Genomic DNA, 18,698 nt, shown 5'->3' on the forward strand with positions numbered 1-18,698 from the left:
AATTCGGCCTACCGATATTGGGAATCGATCCGCATAAATGAGCGCTCCAAGCGCAACAAAATTGTTGCCAAGTGATCTTGCATTTCCTGCCAGCCGATTTTGCGCGCTACAGCTTGATCCGGCATCCAGCCACGGCGCGTCTGCGCCGTGAAAGAGTCTCTCGTGATCAAGGACTTGATCGCGCTGGACCCCGGATCAAGTCCGGGGTGACGGAGTGGGGATGAACTCACATTTCAAGACGCTTACTCGCTTTTCCAGGCCGTCGACAAATCCCCATAGGCAATGTCGATGGTCGTGACGAGCGACTTCAGACTGGTATTGCGCAGAATGACGGTCGGCAAAGCGACGATGGAGAAATTCGGCAGGTCGTCACCAGTGATTTTCTGGATGTCGTGGAATTGCGCCGCCCGCTTCGTTTCATCCACCTCGATGGCGGCCGCACGGAAAAGATCATCCACCTTGGGGTTATTGTAGTGGGCGGCATTGACGTAAGGCGCCGGGTTCTTGATGCCATCGGACCAGTAGAGACGCTGCACGCCCGCCGTTGGATCGAACAGCCGGCTGATGCCGTTCACCGTCAGGTCAAAACCGCGCTCGGTGTAAACGCGCTTGATGAAGGTGGCGAGATCGCCTTCGACGATGTCTACCTTCACGCCGAGTTTGCCGAAGGAAGAGCGCAGATAGTCGGCTGTTTTGCGGAAGACGTCGGATGGCAGGAAGGCGAGCCGCAGCGAAAAACGGGTGCCATCAGCACCTTTCGGGTAACCAGCCTTGTCTAGCAATTCGTTCGCTTTGGCGAGATCGAAGGGATAGGTGAAAGGCTTTTCATCATTATAGGCGGTGAAGACAGCCGGGATGTTTGAGCCAGCAGGTTTGGCCGTTCCGAAGAAGATCGCGTCATTGATGAAATCGCGGTCGATGGCATGGGCCAGCGCGTGCCGGACTTCCTTCTTGGCGAGGATCGGGTTTTCCAGATTGAACTCGAAGATGGCGGCATTGTTGAGATAGGAGTCTGTATAGACCTCCACCGCAAGCTTCGGATTTTGCCGAAGACGCTCCAGATCGCTGTAGGAAACGTCAGCGGTGTAATCCGCCTCCCCCGTTTCCACGGAAATGGTGGTGGAGGCCGCATCCGCAACGAAGCGTGCCACGAAACCATCGAGATAAGGCAGATCGGCCTGCCAGTAATGCGGGTTCTTCTTCAGCTTCACATAGCTGCCGCGTTTCCATTCCTCGAACACGAAGGGGCCGGTGCCGATGGGCGCATTGCCGTTCGGGCTTTCATTGTAGTTTTCCGAAGCATAGGCGTGGGCCGGCAGTATGGGCGTTTCGCCGCCCGTCAGCGCCCGCAGAAGGTAGGGTGCGGGTTTGGAAAGCACCACCACCGCCGTCAGCGGATCGGGCGTTTCGATATCGGCAATATTGGCAAAGGTGATACGCCCGCGCGGACCGACCTTCTTGAAGGCGAGCAGCGAAAATTTGACATCCTGCGCGGTGAAATCCTTGCCGTCATGCCATTTTACGCCCTTGCGCAGTTTGAACGTGTGGCGCAGCCCGTCTGCCGATGTTTCCCAGCTTTCCGCCAGAACCGGATGCGGTTTGAACTCGCCGTCGAACCGCACCAGCCCTTCAAGAATTTTCGTGGAAATGGCGCGGGTGCGCGTATTGGAATCGGAAAGCGGCACCAGCGTCGTCGGCTCGCCGAGACCCGCAAGAGTAACGATCCCGCCCTTTTTCGGCGTTTCCGCCGCCAGTGCGGGCAAGGACGGCAACAGCATGGCCCCGGCAAGCGCGGCACTCAAAAGCAATGTCTTACGTCTTGTAATATTCATGGATGTTTCCCTTTGTGAAATTGTTTTCAAATGTTCAGGCAGCCTTCAGCCGCGTCTCCACCAGGCGGGCAAACAGCGTGGCGCCAACCGGCAGGATGGCGTCATCGACGATGAAACCGGGATTGTGGGCAGGCACGGTGCCGGAATGGCCAAGGGTGAAAAATGCGCCGGGCGCGTGTTTCAGGAGATCGGCGAAATCCTCACTGCCCATGAAGCGGCCCGGCTCGGTGGAGACGCGCTCGTCTCCCAGAACCTCCCGTGCCACGCCGGCAACGGTCTCCACGGACGCATCGTCATTGGTGAGAACCGAGAATATGTCGCGAATATCCACCTCGGCGGTCAGGCCATGGGCGGCGGCAAGGTGATCGGAAATCGTGCGGATGCGCTCCCGGATGGTTTCGCGCACGCTGTCGGAAAAAGCCCGCACCGTTCCGGCAATCGAGGCCGTTTCGGGAATGACATTATAGGCCGACCCCGCCTCGATGCGCGTGATCGACAGCACGGCGGGATCGGTCGGCGGCACGTTGCGGCTGACGATCGTCTGCAAGGCCTGGATGAGTTCGCCCGTGGCCGGCACCGGGTCGCGCGAGACATCGGGGTGGGCGGCGTGGGCGCCCCTGCCCTTCAGCCGAATATCGAAGAAATCCGCACCTGCCAGAATGGTGCCGGGCGAAACCTTCAGATGATTGGGCGCGGCATGGGTGGAATTATGCAGACCATAAATCTCGTCGACAGGGAAATCCTTGAATAGCCCATCGGCAATCATGGCGCGCGCGCCGCCAAGACCTTCCTCGGCCGGCTGAAAAATGAACACCACCGTGCCGGCGAAATCGCGGGTTTCCGCCAGATAACGGGCGGTGCCGAGCAGGATGGTAGTGTGCACATCATGTCCGCAACCGTGGAACTTGCCGGGATAAACCGACGAATAGGGCAGTCCGGTTTCCTCCGGCATCGGCAGGGCGTCCATATCGGCCCTGAGCCCGATGGACCGGTTACCCGCATGGCGGCCGTGCAACACGCCGACCAGGCCGGTCTTGCCATAACCGCGATGCACCTCGATGCCCCAGGAGGCGAGCTTTTCAGCGACGATGCCCGAGGTCCTTACCTCCTCGAAGCCGATTTCCGGATGCTGGTGCAGATCGTGGCGGATGGAGACGAGTTCGGGAACATAGGTCCCGATCCGGTCCAGAATTTTCGGTGCTGATGTTTTGACGGGATCGACGGCGATATTCACGGTATCTCCTCAGGGCAAACAATATCGTTTTCGCAATCGGGCGATTGCGAAGGGGGTTAGCTTCGGAACTGGAAAATCAGGGCTGGTAAGGCGTCAGAGCCTCAGGCCAGCCTCCTTCATCAAGGGCAGAATGCGCTCGGCGAAGTAATCAAGGTCTTCACGGAAATCGTAGAAATTCAGCTGAACTCCATCGATGCCGGCCTTTTTTAAACCGACAAGCTGCTCGACTACCTGTTCCGGCGAACCGATGATTTCGATATTGCCGCCGAGATTGCGCCCCTGCTTGTGGCGCACATCGCCGCGGCCGCGCCAGGCATGGGCGTCGCTGTCGTAATTGTTGGTGGCGAAGGCGCGCGTGCCAGCCTGCGGTTTTCCAGCCTCGATGGCATCGGCATAAGCGATCGCCTCCTTTTCCGTGTCGCGACTGACGATGATCGGATTGATGAGCGTCTTCACCTGCCGGCCATAGGCTTTGGCACGGTTCTTGATCGTTGCGACATGATCGGGAAGGGTTTCCAGCGCGCTGTCTATATGCGCGCCGCCTGGCGAAGTGACGAAAACCAGATCGGAATTGCGGGCGGCGAAATCGATACCGGCGGGCGACCCCGTCGCCGTCACCAGCGGCGGGCGGCCAAAGGCGGGTTTCGGCGTGATCCAGCCATTGTTGATCGCCCACGGGTTTAGTTTGCCTTCATAGGAGAAGTTTTCTGTCTCACCCCACAGGCGGTGAAGCACATCGAACAATTCACCGGCCATGTCATAACGCCTGTCATGGTCGATCCGCTGCCAGCCGAACATTTCGTGCTCGATGGCGCGGTGGCCGGTGACGATATTGATGCCCCAGCGCCCCTTGGCGATATGATCCAGCGTCGCGCCATATTTGGCGAGATGCAGCGGATGCAGAGGCCCATAAAGTACATGGATGGTGGAGATCAGCAGAATGCTCTTCGTCACCGCCGCCATGGCGCCGAGCGCGATGAAACTGTCGAGTGAGGATTCGCCGTCATATCCGCCCTTGGGCAGCCATTGGGTGCGGCTGAAGGCGATTTCGAAACCAAGTTCCTCCGCCCGCTTCACCAGTTCGACGTTATAGTCGAAAGTCCAGCTGTTGCTGGTCGGCAGGCTGGAGAAATTGATGTCCTGCAGATTGAGGAACAGGCCCAGCATCAACGGCTGCTTCACCGCTCGGCTCAGCGGGCTGTCTTCGAAATCGGCGGGACTTTTCAGTTCGAGACCTTTCAGCTCCGAACCATCGGGCAAAGGAACACTCAGCGCCATGTCTTTTCTCCCTCGGAATGATCACCCTGCGGTGCGGCTGCGGCCAACCGGGTGCGCAGGTAGCTCTCCACGCCCCGGGGTTGACGACCGGTGATCCGGTCGATGGTATCGGTGACGGATGCCGCCAGACCTTCGCGGATGAGCTGACCGAATTCGCCGATCGCTTTCTGTTCGAACACGCCGATATCCGGTGGAAAAGCCAGCACGGCATCATGCGAAACACCAACCGGCCGATGCAGGATACGGGCCGCAATGCGGGCGATCTCCAGCCCCGTCAGGGCTTCGCCGCCGGTCAGCACCAGGGGGCCGGCAAGCGCTGCGTCGGCAGTCAGCGCGTGAACCGCCACATCGGCGATATCGTCGGCATCGATGAAGGAGACGGCCGCATTGCCGAACCGGGCGGGCACATCCTCTCCCTTGCGCAGCGCGGCGACAACGGGTTCCAGCGCCACCTGCATCCATGCATTCGGCCGCAGCACCGTATGTGCTATACCGGTTCTGGCGAGATACGCTTCCACCTCGGCATGCGCCGCACCCGAGATGGAGCGGGCGGCATTTTTAATGGTCCAGTCGGAGCCGGATATTTTTACGATCCGCAAAGCACCGGCCGAGAGGGCCGCATCGATGACCGCCTTCTGGTCAACAGTCAGCGTTTCACCGATGGGGGAAAGCACAAAGACGGCATTTATGCCGCGTGAAGCCTCCTTCAGGCTGGCCGGATCAGAAAAATTCCCCTCCGCAATCTCGACCCTGTCACCCCACAGTTTCAGTGCATCCTCGCGCCTGCGGGTCAGCACGCGAACGCTCTCCTGTTTTTGCAAAAGACGGCTAACGACACGCTGGCCGAGCTTGCCAGTTGCACCCGTTACAAGAATGGTGGCTGCCATGACGTCCTCACTTTCCAGCTTTGTGTTGTGCGGTCTCTTGCAGTGAAGAAAGAGCACGTGGATCGGCCCAGTCCCGCACATCGAAATCGTCAGGGATAAATTTCCATTCCAGCAGGAAATCCTTGAAATGGCTCAGCGCATCCAGCTCCGCCGCATCGAGATCGAGCCGCAGATTTTGGTGCACATCCGCGCCATTGGCAGCCAAGACCGCCTCTTCGCTGACGCCGATCTCGCGGGCGATGAAACGCACGGCCTCCGCCGGATTGTCATTTGCCCACTGGGCAACCCGCTGAACGGTGGCCACCAGTTCCGCCACCAGATCGGGCCGCTCATCGGCAAAGGTGGCGTCCACCGTCAAGGGACGTGGCGTGCCGTTGTTGATGCGGATTTTCGGATCGGGATGAAACCCGGTCGAGACGACGACCTGAGCACCGATGAGATTGGCGACGGTGACACCTTCGGCGCCCTTGACGAAAAATGCATCGATCTGGCCGCGGTGCAGTGCTGCAATTTCCTCGCCATAGGGAAGCCGCCGGCGCAGGCCATGGAAGCGCTCATCCGTTGGACCAAGCAGCACCGGCTCTCTTGCTGTCAGATCGACGAGTTCGACATCGGCAACGGTGAGATCGGAAACGGTGAGTGCCGACACGATGCCCTTCAGCGACGTGGCGCGCTGGAAATCGATGGTTTCATTCGGACGTTTCGGCAGGCCGATGCGCCGCCCCTTCAAATCGCGGCCCTTGCTTATTCCACTTGCGGGCAACGCAATGACCGCCTGAAACTCATCGGTTCTCGTCAGCCCCACCAGCCGCGTCTGCCGGCCACCCGCCTTCGCCCATATTGGCGGAATGTTGCCGCCCTGGCGGAAGGACCAGTCCAGCCGATGATCAAAATGGCTCTGCCTGATAGCCGGATCAGCCGCATCACGAATGGAGGAAACGGAGATGCCATGACCGGCAAAACGCTCCTCTATCCAGCCAAGCTGCACCGCGATCGAAAGCGGCGTTGGTGCTGGGCAGCGGGTGTACCAGAGCGTCACGGGTTGGGTTGCTTGGCGAAGGGCGGCATCAGCCATGGCGGTCGTCCTCGAAATTGCGATCTGGACAGCACGCTACACGCCGCAGGGTATTTTCTATAGATAAAGTGTACTATTTAGGAGGCGATTGAAGAAATTCGTTTCCATAACACTAGGCCCTCGCACAGTGAAGGAAATATCCTTTCGAAAATGGCGTCATTTTCGAACACAACGCCCAACGCAGCCACTCCTATCAGGGGCATTCACGTGGGAGCCGGAAAAGCCATGGCTCGAAAGTTTTTCTTCTCCCAGTAGCAAGGATTTTTAACTCGCGACCGCAATCGCGGCTGTTACGCTTTCGGATAATTACACCCGCCACAGGCTGGAAATCCCATACAGACGGAAAAATAAAAGCATGAGCAACACCAAACGCCGGCTCAACCTCAATGTCGGCATCAATACAACGGGATATCTTCCCAATGCCTGGAAATACAGAAGCGGAGACCGGCACGATATCAATGATATCGGCTATTATCGGCGGCTGACGGAACTGGCCCACAAAGGCCGGTTCGACGCCGTTTTCCTCTCCGACCACCCGGCGCTGCTGACCGATCCGGCCAGCCGCCCATTTCACACCATCGACCCGCTCATCCTCTCCACCTCACTTGCCGCGCAGGTGCCGGATATCGGTTTTGTGGCGACGATATCCTCCACCTATAATTCACCGTATAATTTTGCGAGACGGACTCAGTCTATTGACGTAGTCACCGGCGGCCGGCTGATCGTCAACATCGTCTCCTCCTTCAATCCCAATGTCGCGGCCAATTTCGGCAACGATCCGCTGCCACCACGCAGCGAACGTTATGCCAAGGCCACCGAATTTCTCGATGTCGCGAAAAAGCTCTGGTCGAGCTGGGATCCGCGCCGTGAGGGAGACGTGCCGGAAGATCGCTTCTGGGATGCGGCAACGGCGGAAACCATCGATCACGAGGGGCAATATTTCCACGTAAAAGGGCCGCTCAACGTTCCACGCGGGCCGCAGGGACATCCCGTCATCGCGCAGGCCGGCGCGTCCGAAGGTGGCATCGATCTGGCGGCTCGCCATGGCGAGATCATCTATTGCAACATCCTGTCACGCCCGGCGGGTCAGGCCTTCGGCAAAAAGGTGCGTGACCGTGCTGTCTCTTTCGGCCGCGATCCCGCCGGCATCCGCATCGTTCCTGGCCTTGTCGTCATTCTCGGCGAGACCCGTGAGGAAGCGCTGCGCAAGCATGAACTCTTCAGCGGGACCGGCTCGGAAGACGGGCTTCTGGCGCGTTTCGCCAAGGAAAACGGCATTGATCCGCGCGATTTCAACCCGGATATAAAACTCGATGGCGAGCGCTTCATTCCCGACCAGAACCGGCAATGGGCCGTTGGCATGGGGCTTGGCCTTTCCGAGCTGCTGACCCATGAAAAGCTCACCGCGCGTGAGGCCGTGCGCCGCTCCGAGGGGCACCACCGGCTGCTGCTTGGCACACCGGAAGAGGTGGCGGATGGCATCATCGACCTCTGGCAGGATGGCACGGTGGATGGCTACACCCTGCAGCCACCACGCGCGCCCGATGATATCGCCGAATTTGTCGAAAAGGTCGTGCCGGTGCTGCAGGACCGCGGCGTTTATCCGCGTGAATATGACGGTGCGACGATCCGCGACCGCTATGGTCTGCCTTATCCCGATTGAACCAAGGATGTGGCGCGGGTAAAGCGCCACACCTCCATCGCCCGCCATTTGTGCCGTTCCCGGCAATGGCGGGTGCCAGGGACATATTATTGACCCGCCGCCACTTTCAAAACCGGCCGGCCGCCGGAAAGCTGCGGCACGACGGAGGCGAAATCCGTGACGATCTGGCGATAATCTTCCGGCTGGAACTCATAGGGCAATTCCAGACGGAATTCCGAGACATGCGGCAGCACGGGATCACGCGACAGCGTCTCCAGAATCTCCTCAGTCGTGCCAACAATGTCGGGCAGGAAAAGCGTGCGGCGCGCGCCATGCGGCGTATGTGTGCGCTTGTCACGCTCAGCGGCGAATTCGGCATAACGACGGCGGGTCGCGGGGCTTGCGCTATCGGTTGGCAGGATCACCCGTCCCAGCGCGACACGCGGCTGGCGCTCATGCGCCCATTCCTGCCGGAAGCGGGCGACAAGAGCTGCCTGTGCGGTCAGAAAATCATCGGTATTTTCACCGCTGACGATATTACCGGTCAGAAGATTGAACCCGGCCCTGCCGGCCCAACGGGCGGAGTTCTGCGATCCGCCGCCATACCACAGCCGGTCGGTCAAACCCCTGGCGAAGGGCCGAAGGCGCGGCACCTGCGCACCAGCGGCATTGCCGGCCTCCGTGTCATTGGACAAAGGTTCCGATCTCAAAGCTTTCGCCAGCTTTTCCGCACGGGCGTGGCTGTAATCGGCATCGGCAGCGATATCGACATAGTCCGAAATGAGATGCGCAAAGGGCGGCGCGCCCACCGAAACGCCAACATTCAGCCGCCCGTGTGACAGGACATCAACCGTGGCGAGATCTTCGGCCAGCCTGAAGGGATTTTCATAACCCAGCTGAATGACGGCGGTGCCAAGCCCGATCCGCTTCGTGCGCTGCGATGCAGCGGCAAGAAAAGTGGCTGCCGAGGAAACGCCCCGTTCCAGATGGCGCTGACGCACCCAGGCGCTGTGATAACCCAGCGCCTCCCCGGCTTCGAAAAGCTGCAGGGTCTCTTCCAGCCCCTTTGCAGGGTCATCATCGTGATAATTGCCGGGAACCAGAAAGGCGAAATGGGAAATACGGGAAAGAGGCATAGTGAACGTCCGGGAATGGTTGTTGACGGAAGACGGGCTCAGGCGATGCTGCTGCGGCCGTTCTTCCGTGCCGCGCATACTCCGGCAGAATGCCCGATGAAGGGCACAGCTTGCACGGCATGGTCTTTTATAGTCCCGGTCATTGTTGAAAGATCGTTGCGCGATTTAATAGTCTACTAAAATTATAGGTTATTCGCGACGATCTTGCCGCGTCCTGCTCTCCACTTCCCCCGTCCCCTTCGCAGCTCCTAACAGCCACAAAGCCGGTCTGGCCTACGACGCCAGTTACGGGCTATCCGACAAAAAACTTGATTTCCGCCTCAAACATGTAATACAGATTATCATACATGTTGACAAATAACACAGACATGTATGACATTGCAGCAATCATGAACGCTGCGATACCTGCATGAGGGAGGAATTATGATCATCACCGACGTCGAGGTCCGTGTTTTCCGCACGACGACCCGTCGCCACTCGGACAGCGCCGGTCACGCGCATCCGGGGCCGGCGCATCAGGTGGAACAGGCCATGCTGACCATCCGTACGGAAGATGGGCAGGAAGGCCACTCCTTCACCGCGCCGGAGATCGTTCGCCCGCATGTCATCGAAAAATTCGCCAAGAAAGTCCTGATCGGTGAAGACCATCGCGACCGCGAACGGCTGTGGCAGGATCTTGCCCACTGGCAGCGCGGTTCGGCCGCACAGCTGACGGACCGCACATTGGCGGTGGTGGATTGCGCATTGTGGGACCTTGCCGGGCGCTCGCTCAACCAACCTGTATACAAGTTGATCGGCGGTTATCGCGACAAGGTGCTGGCCTATGGCTCGATCATGTGCGGTGACGAGCTGGAAGGCGGGCTGGCGACGCCGGAAGATTACGGTCGTTTTGCCGAAACGCTGGTAAAGCGCGGTTACAAGGGCATCAAGCTGCACACCTGGATGCCGCCCGTCAGCTGGGCTCCGGATGTGAAGATGGACCTCAAGGCCTGCGCCGCCGTGCGTGAGGCGGTCGGCCCCGATATTCGCCTGATGATCGACGCTTTCCACTGGTACTCCCGCACCGATGCGCTGGCGCTGGGGCGTGGCCTCGAAAAACTCGGTTTCGATTGGATCGAGGAGCCGATGGATGAACAGTCGCTGTCCTCCTACAAATGGCTTTCCGACAATCTCGATATTCCGGTCGTCGGCCCGGAAAGCGCTGCCGGCAAGCATTGGCATCGCGCCGAATGGATCAAGGCCGGTGCCTGCGATATTCTGCGCACTGGCGTCAACGATGTCGGTGGCATCACTCCGGCGCTGAAGACCATGCATCTGGCCGAGGCCTTCGGCATGGAATGCGAAGTGCATGGCAATACAGCCATGAACCTGCACGTTGTCGCCGCCACCAAGAATTGCCGCTGGTATGAGCGCGGCCTGTTGCACCCCTTCCTCGAATATGATGACGGCCACGATTATCTGAAATCGCTGTCCGACCCGATGGATCGCGACGGCTTCGTGCATGTCCCTGACCGGCCGGGCCTTGGCGAGGACATCGATTTTACCTTCATCGACAACAATCGGGTGAGGTAACGGGCGATGAAAACGGTGCTCGCCTTCGGAGACAGCCTCACCTGGGGTGCTGACCCGGCAACGGGTCTGCGGCACCCTGCCGAACACCGCTGGCCGGAGGTTCTGGAGGCCGCGCTTGCCGGGAAGGCGAAGGTTCACCCCGAGGGGCTTGGCGGGCGCACCACCTGCTACGACGACCATGCCGGCCCCGCCTGCCGCAATGGCGCGCGGGCGCTTGAAGTCGCGCTGTCCTGCCACATGCCGCTTGATCTCGTCATCATCATGCTGGGCACCAACGATATCAAGCCGGTGCATGGCGGGCGGGCGGAAGCCGCAGTTTCCGGCATGCGACGGCTGGCCCAGATTGTCGAAACCTTTATCTACAAGCCGCGCGAGGCCGTACCAAAACTGCTGATCGTCGCACCGCCGCCCTGCGTCGCAGGCCCCGGCGGAGAACCCGCGGGTGGGCGGGACATCGGCCAATCGCTCAGGCTTGCGCCGCTTTACCACAAACTCGCTGCCGAACTCGGTCATGCCTTCTTTGATGCCGGATCAGTTGCCAGCGCCTCACCGGTGGATGGCGTGCATCTGGACGCGCCGGCAACGGCGGCAATCGGCCGGGCGCTCGCAGCACCCGTCAGAGAGATTCTTGGCTGATCCTGCGACGCCCGAGGAGGAACCGGGCGCGAGGATCAAAACGTGGAAAGGCCGTATGAACCGGCCGTATTGGGAGGAAAAATGAAACATTTTCTTGCAACCGCAGCGCTTGGCGCATTGCTGATCGGCGCCATGCCGCTCAGTGTTTTCGCTGAAACGCCGAAAGACCAGCTCATCGTCGCCACAACCATGAGCAATATCCTCACCCTCGATCCCGCCGCCATCACCGGCCGCGAGACCGTGCAGGTCTTGAACAACGTCTATGACACGCTGGTCGTGCTTTCGCCTGAAGATCGCAGCGTGCAGCCCCGCCTCGCGGAACGTTGGGAAATTGCCGAAGACCGGAAATCCATCCGCTTCCATCTGCGCGCCGATGCCAAATTCGCCTCCGGCAATGCCGTGACGGCAAAGGACGTGGCGTGGAGCCTGAAACGCCTGCTCGCCCGCAACCTGGCGCAATCTTCCTTCCTGAAAACCCGTGGTTTCAAGCTGGAGGAAGCCGACAAGCTGTTCGTTGCCGAAAACGACCAGACCTTCGTGCTGAATATTCCGAAGCCTGACGACCCCAATCTTCTCTTGATGATCCTAGCGCAGAACGGCCCCGGCTCGATCATCGACAGCAAGACCGCGCTTGAAAATGAAAAGGACGGCGATCTTGGTGGCGCATGGCTGACGCTGAATTCCGCCGGCTCCGGCCCCTTCAAGCTGACGCAATGGAAATCCAACGAATATATCATCCTCACCCGCAACGACGATTATTGGGGTGAGAAGGCCAAGATGAAGCGCATTCTAATGCGTCATCTGCCGGAATCGCAATCGCAGCGCCTGATGCTGGAAAAAGGCGATATCGATGTTGCCTATTCCCTGCAAGCCCCAGACCTGAAATCGCTTGAGGCCGACAAGGCCGTCACCATCGAATCCACCCCCGGCTCCGGCTTTTATTACCTCAGCGTTTCGATGAAGGATGAGAAATTCGCCAACAAGAAGGTGCGCGAAGCCCTGCGTTACCTGATTGATTACGACGGTCTCGACAAGGCGGTCATGCCCTATTACGGCAAGCTGCATCAGCGCTCCCTCAGCACCGGCGTCATGGGCGCACTGCCGGATCAGGGCTACAAGCTCGACATCGAAAAAGCCAAGGCGCTTCTGGCCGAGGCCGGTTATCCGAACGGTTTCAAGACGACGCTGCGCGTTCTCTCTGAAGACCCCTTTATGAAGGCGGCAACGGCGATCCAGAACACGCTGGCGCAGGCCGGCATTCAGGCCGAGCTGATCAGCGGCTCCGGCGACCAGATCTACGGCGCCATGCGCGAGCGGAATTTCGAACTGCTGCTCGGCCGCGGCGGCGGCGGCCAGCAGCCGCATCCCGACAACAACCTGCGCTCCATCGCCTATAATCCCAACAATGCCGATGACGCCAAGCTCACCAATTACCAGAGCTGGCGGACAAGCTTCTTCGATGAAAAGCTGAACAAGATGATCGAAGAAGCGCTTGTCGAACGCGACGTGGCGAAACAGACGAAGCTTTATGAGGACCTGCAGGGCTATATGGACGAGATCGTCATGTCGATCCAGCCTTTCTCCGAAGTCATCGACACCGCCGCCTTCCGCAGCGATGTCAAGGGCATGATCGTCAGTCCTTGGCTTTCGCGCTTTGAAGAGGTGAGCAAGGAGCGGTAATCGGCCGTCCTATCTGCGAATGAAAAGGCGCGGCTAACCCCGCGCCTTTTTGTTTGCGGGAAGACCGCGTAGAACTGCTCCGACGGGCAAAGCATATCGCCTCCGTCATTCCGGCCTTGAGCCGGAATCCAGCCGACGTGCGTCTGCACGGCGGAAAAGGTCCTTTCAGCCCAAGGACTTGGGCTAGCTGGATGCCGGATCTGGTCCGGCATGACGGAAGAGAGGTTTCTGCTTTGTCAGCAGCACGAGGCCCAATCATCACCCAGCCTTTTCTATTTTTGGCCTGCCCCCAAAAAAAATGCCCGGCAGGGAGGCCGGGCAAGGAAGGAGGATGTTATTATGCGTGACGCCCCGGAGGAGGACAGTCACGTTTTGGGAGGCGTCAAGCACCTTCATATTCCAGTGAGGCACCGATCAGTTCGCGGGCATAGGGATGCGTCGCGCCATTGCCGGCGATGGCCTCGCGCGGCAGGATTTCGGTGATTTCACCGCGCAGCATCACGGCGAAACGGTCGCACATGTGATCGACCACGGCGAGATCGTGGGTCACCATGATATAGGTGAAACCGCGCTCTTCCCGCAGCCGCTGCAACAGGTTGAGGATTTCCGCCTGCACCGAGACATCGAGCGCCGAGGTCGGCTCATCAAGCAGAAGCAGCGACGGCTCCAAGATCAGCGCACGGGCAATCGCCACACGCTGCCGCTGGCCGCCGGAGAGCTGATGCGGAAAGCGGTCGAGAAAGGAGACGGGCAGGCCGACATCGGTGATGACCTTGCGCATGCGCTCTTCACGGTCACCGAGCTTATGGATCGCAAGCGATTCCGAAAGCACGGTGCGCACCGACTGGCGGGGATGTAGCGAGCCGTAAGGGTCCTGAAATACCATTTGCAGCATGCGGCACCGCTCGATCAGCGGCATATCGCGAACCGATCTGCCGTTGATGAGGATTTCGCCACTCCAGAAATCGTTGAGCATCGACACACAACGCAGCACGGTGGATTTGCCCGAGCCGCTTTCGCCGACCAGCCCGAAGCACTCGCCCGGCTCCACCTTGAAGGAGACGGAGGGCAGCACTTTCAGCGCCGTATGGCCGCTGCCGAAAGTGATGGAAAGATCGCGGGTTTCGACGGAAACGGCCATTATACGTTCTCCTCCAGCCATTCGGGACGGCGATCCAGCACCGCAAGCGGTGAGCGCGAGCCGCCGATGCGCGGCTGCGCGGCCAGAAGGCCGCGCGTATAGGGGTGCTGCGCCTGATCGAGATCACGGGCGGCCAGCGTTTCCACCACCCGGCCGGCATACATGATGAGAACCCGGTCACAGAAATTGCGCACGAGGTTGAGGTCATGGCTGATCATGATGAGGCCAATGCCACGATCGCGCACCAGACCGTCGAGAATATTCAACACCTGCAACCGCACAGTCACATCCAGCGCCGAGGTCGGCTCGTCGGCAATGACGAGATCTGGATCGGCGAGCAGCATCATGGCGATCATGACGCGCTGGCCCATGCCGCCGGAAATCTCGTGCGGATATTGCTCATAGACGCGCGCAGCATCGCGGATCTTCACCGCATCCAGCATGGCGAGCGCCTTTTCCCGAGCCTCGGATTTCGACGCCTTGAAGTGGCGAAGATAGGTTTCCGTTACCTGTTCGCCGACGCGGCGAATGGGATTGAGGGAAAATTTCGGATCCTGAAGGATCATCGACATGCGTCGCCCACGAACCTTCAGCATTTCTTTTTCACTCAGCGCGAGAAGATCGAGGCCCTCGAAATCGAGCTTGTCGGCGGTAATCGTCGCCGATGGCAAAAGGCGCAGCAGAGCCCGGCCGACGGTGGATTTGCCCGAGCCGCTTTCGCCGACGATGCCCAGCCGCTCCCGGCCAAGCGTGAAGGAGATGCCGCGCACCGCCTCGGTTGCCGAGCCGCCGTAACGAATGCGGAGATTTTCGACGTCAAGGATTGGTTTTTCCATCGTCTTATCTCCGGTTCATCTGCTTAGGATCGAGCGCATCGCGCAGGCCGTCGCCTAAAAGATTGAAGGCGAGGCTGACGGAGAGGATCGCAACGCCGGGAAACGTCACCAGCCACCAACTGTCCAGCATGTAACGCCGCCCGGTGGCGATCATCGCCCCCCACTCCGGCAGCGGCGGCTGCGCGCCGAGACCGAGAAAGCCAAGGCCGGCAGCAGTCAGAATAACGGTCGCCATGTTCAGCGTCAGGCGGATGAGGACCGAAGGCAGGCACATGGGCATGATGGATTTGACGATGATGCGCAGCGGCGAGGCGCCCTGAAGCCGCGCAGCGGCGATATAATCCGCTTTCCGAAACGTCATGGCCTCGGCGCGCGCAAGACGCGCGATCGGCGGCCACGAGGTGAGCGCAATCGCGATGATCGCATTGTTGAGGCTCGGCCCGAGTGCTGCAACGAAGGCGAGCGACAGGATGAGGCTGGGGAACGACAGGAAAATATCCGTGATGCGCATCATCACCGTATCGAACTTGCCGCCGAGATAACCGGACGCAGTGCCGACCAGAAGGCCGACCGGGCCGACGATGACCGACACCAGCGTGATGATGGTGAGCGTGATGCGCGCACCCCAGAGCAGGCGGCTGTAGATATCGCGTCCCAGCTCATCCGTACCGAAGACATGGCCATTGCCCGGTGGTTGCAGCGTGTTGGCGAGATCCTGCACGTAAGGATCGTGCGTCGCGAGCCACGGTGCAAAAATCGCCGAAATGACGAGCAGCAGCAAGATCAACAGGCCGAATGCCGATGTCGGGCTTTTCAGCAGGAAGAGGATGATGTTCTTCAGCGCGTTTAACGGCACCGGAAGACGAGAGGAGGTTTCTGCACGAGCCGTCATCAGCGGGTCCTCGGATCGAAAAAGCGGTAGAGAATGTCGGACAGGAGATTAAGCCCGATGAAGATGACGCCGACGATAAGCACGCAGGTCATCACGGCATTCATGTCGCCGATGATAAGATTGCTGGTGAGATATTGCCCGAAACCCGGCCAGGCGAAGACGGTCTCGATAAGCACCGCGCCTTCCAGCAGCGAGCCGTAAGCAAGGGCGATGATGGTGACGAGCTGCACGCGGATATTGCCGAAAGCATGCAGCCACACCGTCTGTCGCTGCGACAGGCCTTTGACGCGGGCTGTCGTTACATATTCCTGGCCCAGCTGATCCAGCATGAAGCTGCGCGTCATCCGGGTGATATAGGCCGAGGAGGAATAACCGAGCAGGGCGGCGGGAAGGATGAGATGGTTGATCGCCGACCAGAACACTTCCATGTCACCCGCAAGCAGGCTGTCTATCAGCAGAAAGCCCGTCCGCTCCTCCACCAGACCGATATAGAACTGGTCCATGCGACCACCGCCGCCGACAAGACCGAGATGGGCGTAAAAAACGATCAGCGCGATCATGCCGGTCCAGAAAATTGGCATGGAATGGCCAAACAGGCTGAGCACGCGCACGAGATGGTCCTGCCAGCGGTCTTTCTTGACGGCGGCATAAACGCCCATGGGAATGCCGAGGCCGGCACCGATCAGGATCGCGAAGGTCGCAAGCTCCATCGTCGCCGGCATGACCCGGATGATATCTTCGATAACCGGTCGGCCGGTGCGGATTGAAGTACCGAAATCGCCGGTGAACACATCGCCGAGATAATAGATGAACTGCTGCCACAGCGGACGGTCGAAGCCGAGCGCATGATAGACCTGTTCATAGGTTTCACGGGTTGCATCCTCACCGACGATCGCCCGCACCGGATCGGCGGGCATCAGGCGGCCGATGAAAAAGGTCAGCAGCAGCAGTCCAAGCAGCGTAACGGCAATACTTCCGATCTGGCCGGACAGGCCATAAAGCGAAAGGCGTCTTTTTGACATGATTCCTCCCTTGCCAGAAACCGATCGGCGCAAGGATGAATGCGCAATCCTGTCTGACAACTATTCACAAGTTGTCACAGGTGTAGAAAGCTGTCAAGCACGGGTCAGCAAAATCGACAGCGCCAGAGGCTCCGAAAAATTTATCCCGGTGGAAATTTCACCCTGCAGTTACCGGGGTTTCCCCTTCACCGGAAAATAAACCCCTTACGTTGTCGCAACCGCAAAAGCCTGTATTCTTTCGTTTCGAAAATATGCCGGCGCGAATGCAGTTCCAGGCATTGCCGACAACATCGAGGGCTTCCGGGGGAGAGCAAGAAATGGCCGATATGACGCTTCTGGCATTTGCCCTCGTCGCTTTCATCGGTATCGCGACGCCCGGTCCGACTGTTTTGCTGGCGCTTTCGAATGGCTCGAAATTCGGAATTCAGCGCGCTTTGACCGGCATGGCCGGCGCAATTCTCTCCGATTTCGTTCTGATCGGTGCGGTTGCGCTGGGGCTGGGAGCCCTGCTCGCTGCCTCGGAATTCTGGTTCAGCGTCGTCAAATGGGTGGGCGTCTGTTATCTCGTCTTTCTCGGTCTCATGCTGCTTCGCTCCAGAGGCACGCTCGACGGCGCGCTGCAACCGACAGATAGGAACGGGGCGACATCCGCACGTTCGGTCTTTCTCAAGAGCTTTCTTGTCGCGGTGACCAACCCCAAGGGCTATCTGTTCTTTTCTGCTTTCCTGCCGCAGTTCATCAACCCTTTGGCGCCGCAAATCCCACAATATGCGGTGCTTGCGCTGGTCTTTGCCGCCATCGATTTCATCGTGATGTTCGGATACGCCCTGCTGGGCGCACAGGCCGTCAGAATGTTACGCAAATCCGGCGCCCTGTGGCTTGACCGGATTTGCGGCGGTGCGCTGCTGACGCTTGCCGCCTCTCTGGCCCTTTATCGCCGGGAAAGCACCTAAGCCATTGAGACGGCTATCTTTCCGTCTTACTCCGCCGCCGTACGGGAGCGCAGAAGTACCTTGTAACGTTCAAGACTGCCACGCAGATGCGCCGCCATATATTGGCGCGCGGCATCCGCATCGCTTTCTATGATGGCGTCGACGATCCTGGCGTGTTCCTCCTGCAGATGGAGATTATAATCCTTCGGACGTGCGCCGGGTGCCGCGCCCTGCAATTCGCCACGCGGAATGATGCCGGAACGAATGAGTTGAAGGAACTCCGGAAAACGCCGGTTCTGCGTTGCCTGCGCAATTGCCAGATGGAATTCGAAATCGGAATCCCGTGTCGGCAGCCCGGCGGCCAGGCAGTCGCCAATCCGCCGGTGCGCATCGACAATCGCCTCCACCTGCACGGCGGAACGACGCGATGCCGCAAGGCCGGCGGACTCAACCTCGAAAACCGTGCGCAATTCCAGCAATTCGATCACCGAGGAAATCCGCCCGATAGCCAGATCGTTGAAAGGCAGTTCCTTGGCTGGTTTCGTCTCCACGGCAAAAACGCCCGCGCCCTTGCGGGCTTCAACGAGACCATCGGCGCGCAGAATGGCGATGGCTTCGCGCACGACGGTACGGCTTACGGAATATTCACGCGTGAGCGCGCTCTCGCTCGGAAGACGGTCACCCGGGCGGAACACGCCCTCCGACAAATCCCGTCTCAGTGCCGAACTGATTTTCGCCGCGAGCGATACCCCCTGCTTCGTGCTGCTCTCAACGTCCATTCCAGCCCACCTGTTTTTAACCTGTCTGGCATGTTAGCAAACACCCGCAACAATGCAAGGGCCGGCCGCCTTGACGATTGGCTTGACTGACCCTTGCGGTCATCCATCCTGTCGCTCGAAAAGA

16 protein-coding genes are annotated in these 18,698 nt (G+C 59.5%); 5 read left to right on the plus strand and 11 right to left on the minus strand.

Annotated features, from left to right (window positions below; all coding sequences use genetic code 11):
• Positions 1-242: 242 nt before the first annotated feature.
• The 5 genes from EXN68_RS13195 to EXN68_RS13215 all read right to left on the minus strand — a co-directional run bounded on the left by EXN68_RS13195 (position 243) and on the right by EXN68_RS13215 (position 6,306).
• Positions 243-1,832 (minus strand): ABC transporter substrate-binding protein, encoded by a 1,590-nt coding sequence (locus EXN68_RS13195; protein WP_161991335.1) that lies wholly within the window; start codon positions 1,830-1,832, stop codon positions 243-245.
• A gap of 34 nt (positions 1,833-1,866) precedes the next feature.
• On the minus strand, positions 1,867-3,066 hold the full coding sequence (locus tag EXN68_RS13200; protein ID WP_142841339.1) for a M20 aminoacylase family protein: 1,200 nt from the start codon (positions 3,064-3,066) through the stop codon (positions 1,867-1,869).
• 93 nt (positions 3,067-3,159) lie between these two features.
• Positions 3,160-4,344, minus strand: a complete 1,185-nt coding sequence (locus EXN68_RS13205; protein ID WP_142841341.1) for an LLM class flavin-dependent oxidoreductase — start codon at positions 4,342-4,344, stop codon at positions 3,160-3,162.
• Positions 4,335-5,231 (minus strand): NmrA family NAD(P)-binding protein, encoded by an 897-nt coding sequence (locus EXN68_RS13210; protein WP_142841343.1) that lies wholly within the window; start codon positions 5,229-5,231, stop codon positions 4,335-4,337. The genes EXN68_RS13205 and EXN68_RS13210 overlap by 10 nt, the downstream gene beginning before the upstream one ends.
• 7 nt (positions 5,232-5,238) lie before the next feature.
• On the minus strand, positions 5,239-6,306 hold the full coding sequence (locus EXN68_RS13215; protein WP_142841345.1) for an ABC transporter substrate-binding protein: 1,068 nt from the start codon (positions 6,304-6,306) through the stop codon (positions 5,239-5,241).
• A gap of 355 nt (positions 6,307-6,661) precedes the next feature.
• Here EXN68_RS13215 and EXN68_RS13220 point away from each other — a divergent pair, with 355 nt between their 5' ends.
• Complete coding sequence (locus tag EXN68_RS13220; RefSeq protein ID WP_142841347.1) at positions 6,662-7,969, plus strand: NtaA/DmoA family FMN-dependent monooxygenase; 1,308 nt, start codon at positions 6,662-6,664, stop codon at positions 7,967-7,969.
• An 86-nt stretch (positions 7,970-8,055) separates the two neighbouring features.
• Here EXN68_RS13220 and EXN68_RS13225 read toward each other — a convergent pair whose 3' ends face one another.
• Complete coding sequence (locus EXN68_RS13225; RefSeq protein ID WP_142841349.1) at positions 8,056-9,084, minus strand: LLM class flavin-dependent oxidoreductase; 1,029 nt, start codon at positions 9,082-9,084, stop codon at positions 8,056-8,058.
• A 423-nt stretch (positions 9,085-9,507) separates the two neighbouring features.
• Between EXN68_RS13225 and EXN68_RS13230 the strand changes: the two genes are divergently transcribed.
• The 3 genes from EXN68_RS13230 (at position 9,508) to EXN68_RS13240 (ending at position 12,972) form a co-directional block, all read left to right on the plus strand.
• A complete protein-coding gene (locus EXN68_RS13230) occupies positions 9,508-10,656 on the plus strand; it encodes a mandelate racemase family protein (RefSeq protein WP_142841351.1) in 1,149 nt (382 codons plus the stop codon).
• A 6-nt stretch (positions 10,657-10,662) separates the two neighbouring features.
• Positions 10,663-11,292, plus strand: a complete 630-nt coding sequence (locus EXN68_RS13235; RefSeq protein ID WP_142841353.1) for an SGNH/GDSL hydrolase family protein — start codon at positions 10,663-10,665, stop codon at positions 11,290-11,292.
• Positions 11,293-11,373: 81 nt separating this feature from the next.
• Positions 11,374-12,972 (plus strand): ABC transporter substrate-binding protein, encoded by a 1,599-nt coding sequence (locus EXN68_RS13240; RefSeq protein WP_142841355.1) that lies wholly within the window; start codon positions 11,374-11,376, stop codon positions 12,970-12,972.
• 382 nt (positions 12,973-13,354) lie between these two features.
• On the opposite strand, the gene EXN68_RS13245 is transcribed toward EXN68_RS13240, so the two are convergent.
• From EXN68_RS13245 to EXN68_RS13260, 4 genes are read right to left on the minus strand one after another with little or no spacing between them, the layout of a single operon-like run.
• Positions 13,355-14,113 carry an ABC transporter ATP-binding protein gene (locus EXN68_RS13245; protein ID WP_142841357.1) on the minus strand — a complete coding sequence of 253 codons (759 nt, stop codon included), beginning with the start codon at positions 14,111-14,113 and terminating at the stop codon, positions 13,355-13,357.
• Positions 14,113-14,949 (minus strand): ABC transporter ATP-binding protein, encoded by an 837-nt coding sequence (locus EXN68_RS13250; RefSeq protein WP_142841359.1) that lies wholly within the window; start codon positions 14,947-14,949, stop codon positions 14,113-14,115. The genes EXN68_RS13245 and EXN68_RS13250 overlap by 1 nt, the downstream gene beginning before the upstream one ends.
• Positions 14,950-14,953: 4 nt before the next feature.
• Complete coding sequence (locus EXN68_RS13255; RefSeq protein WP_052818900.1) at positions 14,954-15,841, minus strand: ABC transporter permease; 888 nt, start codon at positions 15,839-15,841, stop codon at positions 14,954-14,956.
• Positions 15,841-16,863 carry an ABC transporter permease gene (locus EXN68_RS13260; protein ID WP_046801475.1) on the minus strand — a complete coding sequence of 341 codons (1,023 nt, stop codon included), beginning with the start codon at positions 16,861-16,863 and terminating at the stop codon, positions 15,841-15,843. Before EXN68_RS13260 ends, EXN68_RS13255 begins: the two co-directional genes overlap by 1 nt.
• A gap of 317 nt (positions 16,864-17,180) precedes the next feature.
• Here EXN68_RS13260 and EXN68_RS13265 point away from each other — a divergent pair, with 317 nt between their 5' ends.
• Positions 17,181-17,816, plus strand: coding sequence for a LysE family translocator (locus tag EXN68_RS13265; RefSeq protein ID WP_142841361.1), 636 nt, complete (start codon positions 17,181-17,183; stop codon positions 17,814-17,816).
• Between the two features lie 26 nt (positions 17,817-17,842).
• Here EXN68_RS13265 and EXN68_RS13270 read toward each other — a convergent pair whose 3' ends face one another.
• The gene (locus tag EXN68_RS13270) at positions 17,843-18,574 is read right to left on the minus strand and encodes a FadR/GntR family transcriptional regulator (protein ID WP_142841364.1); all 732 of its coding nucleotides are present in this window, start codon (positions 18,572-18,574) and stop codon (positions 17,843-17,845) included.
• Positions 18,575-18,698: the final 124 nt, after the last annotated feature.

Source organism: Martinezella rhizogenes (assembly GCF_007002745.1).
In the GTDB taxonomy this organism is placed as follows: Bacteria; Pseudomonadota; Alphaproteobacteria; order Rhizobiales; family Rhizobiaceae; genus Agrobacterium; species Agrobacterium cucumeris.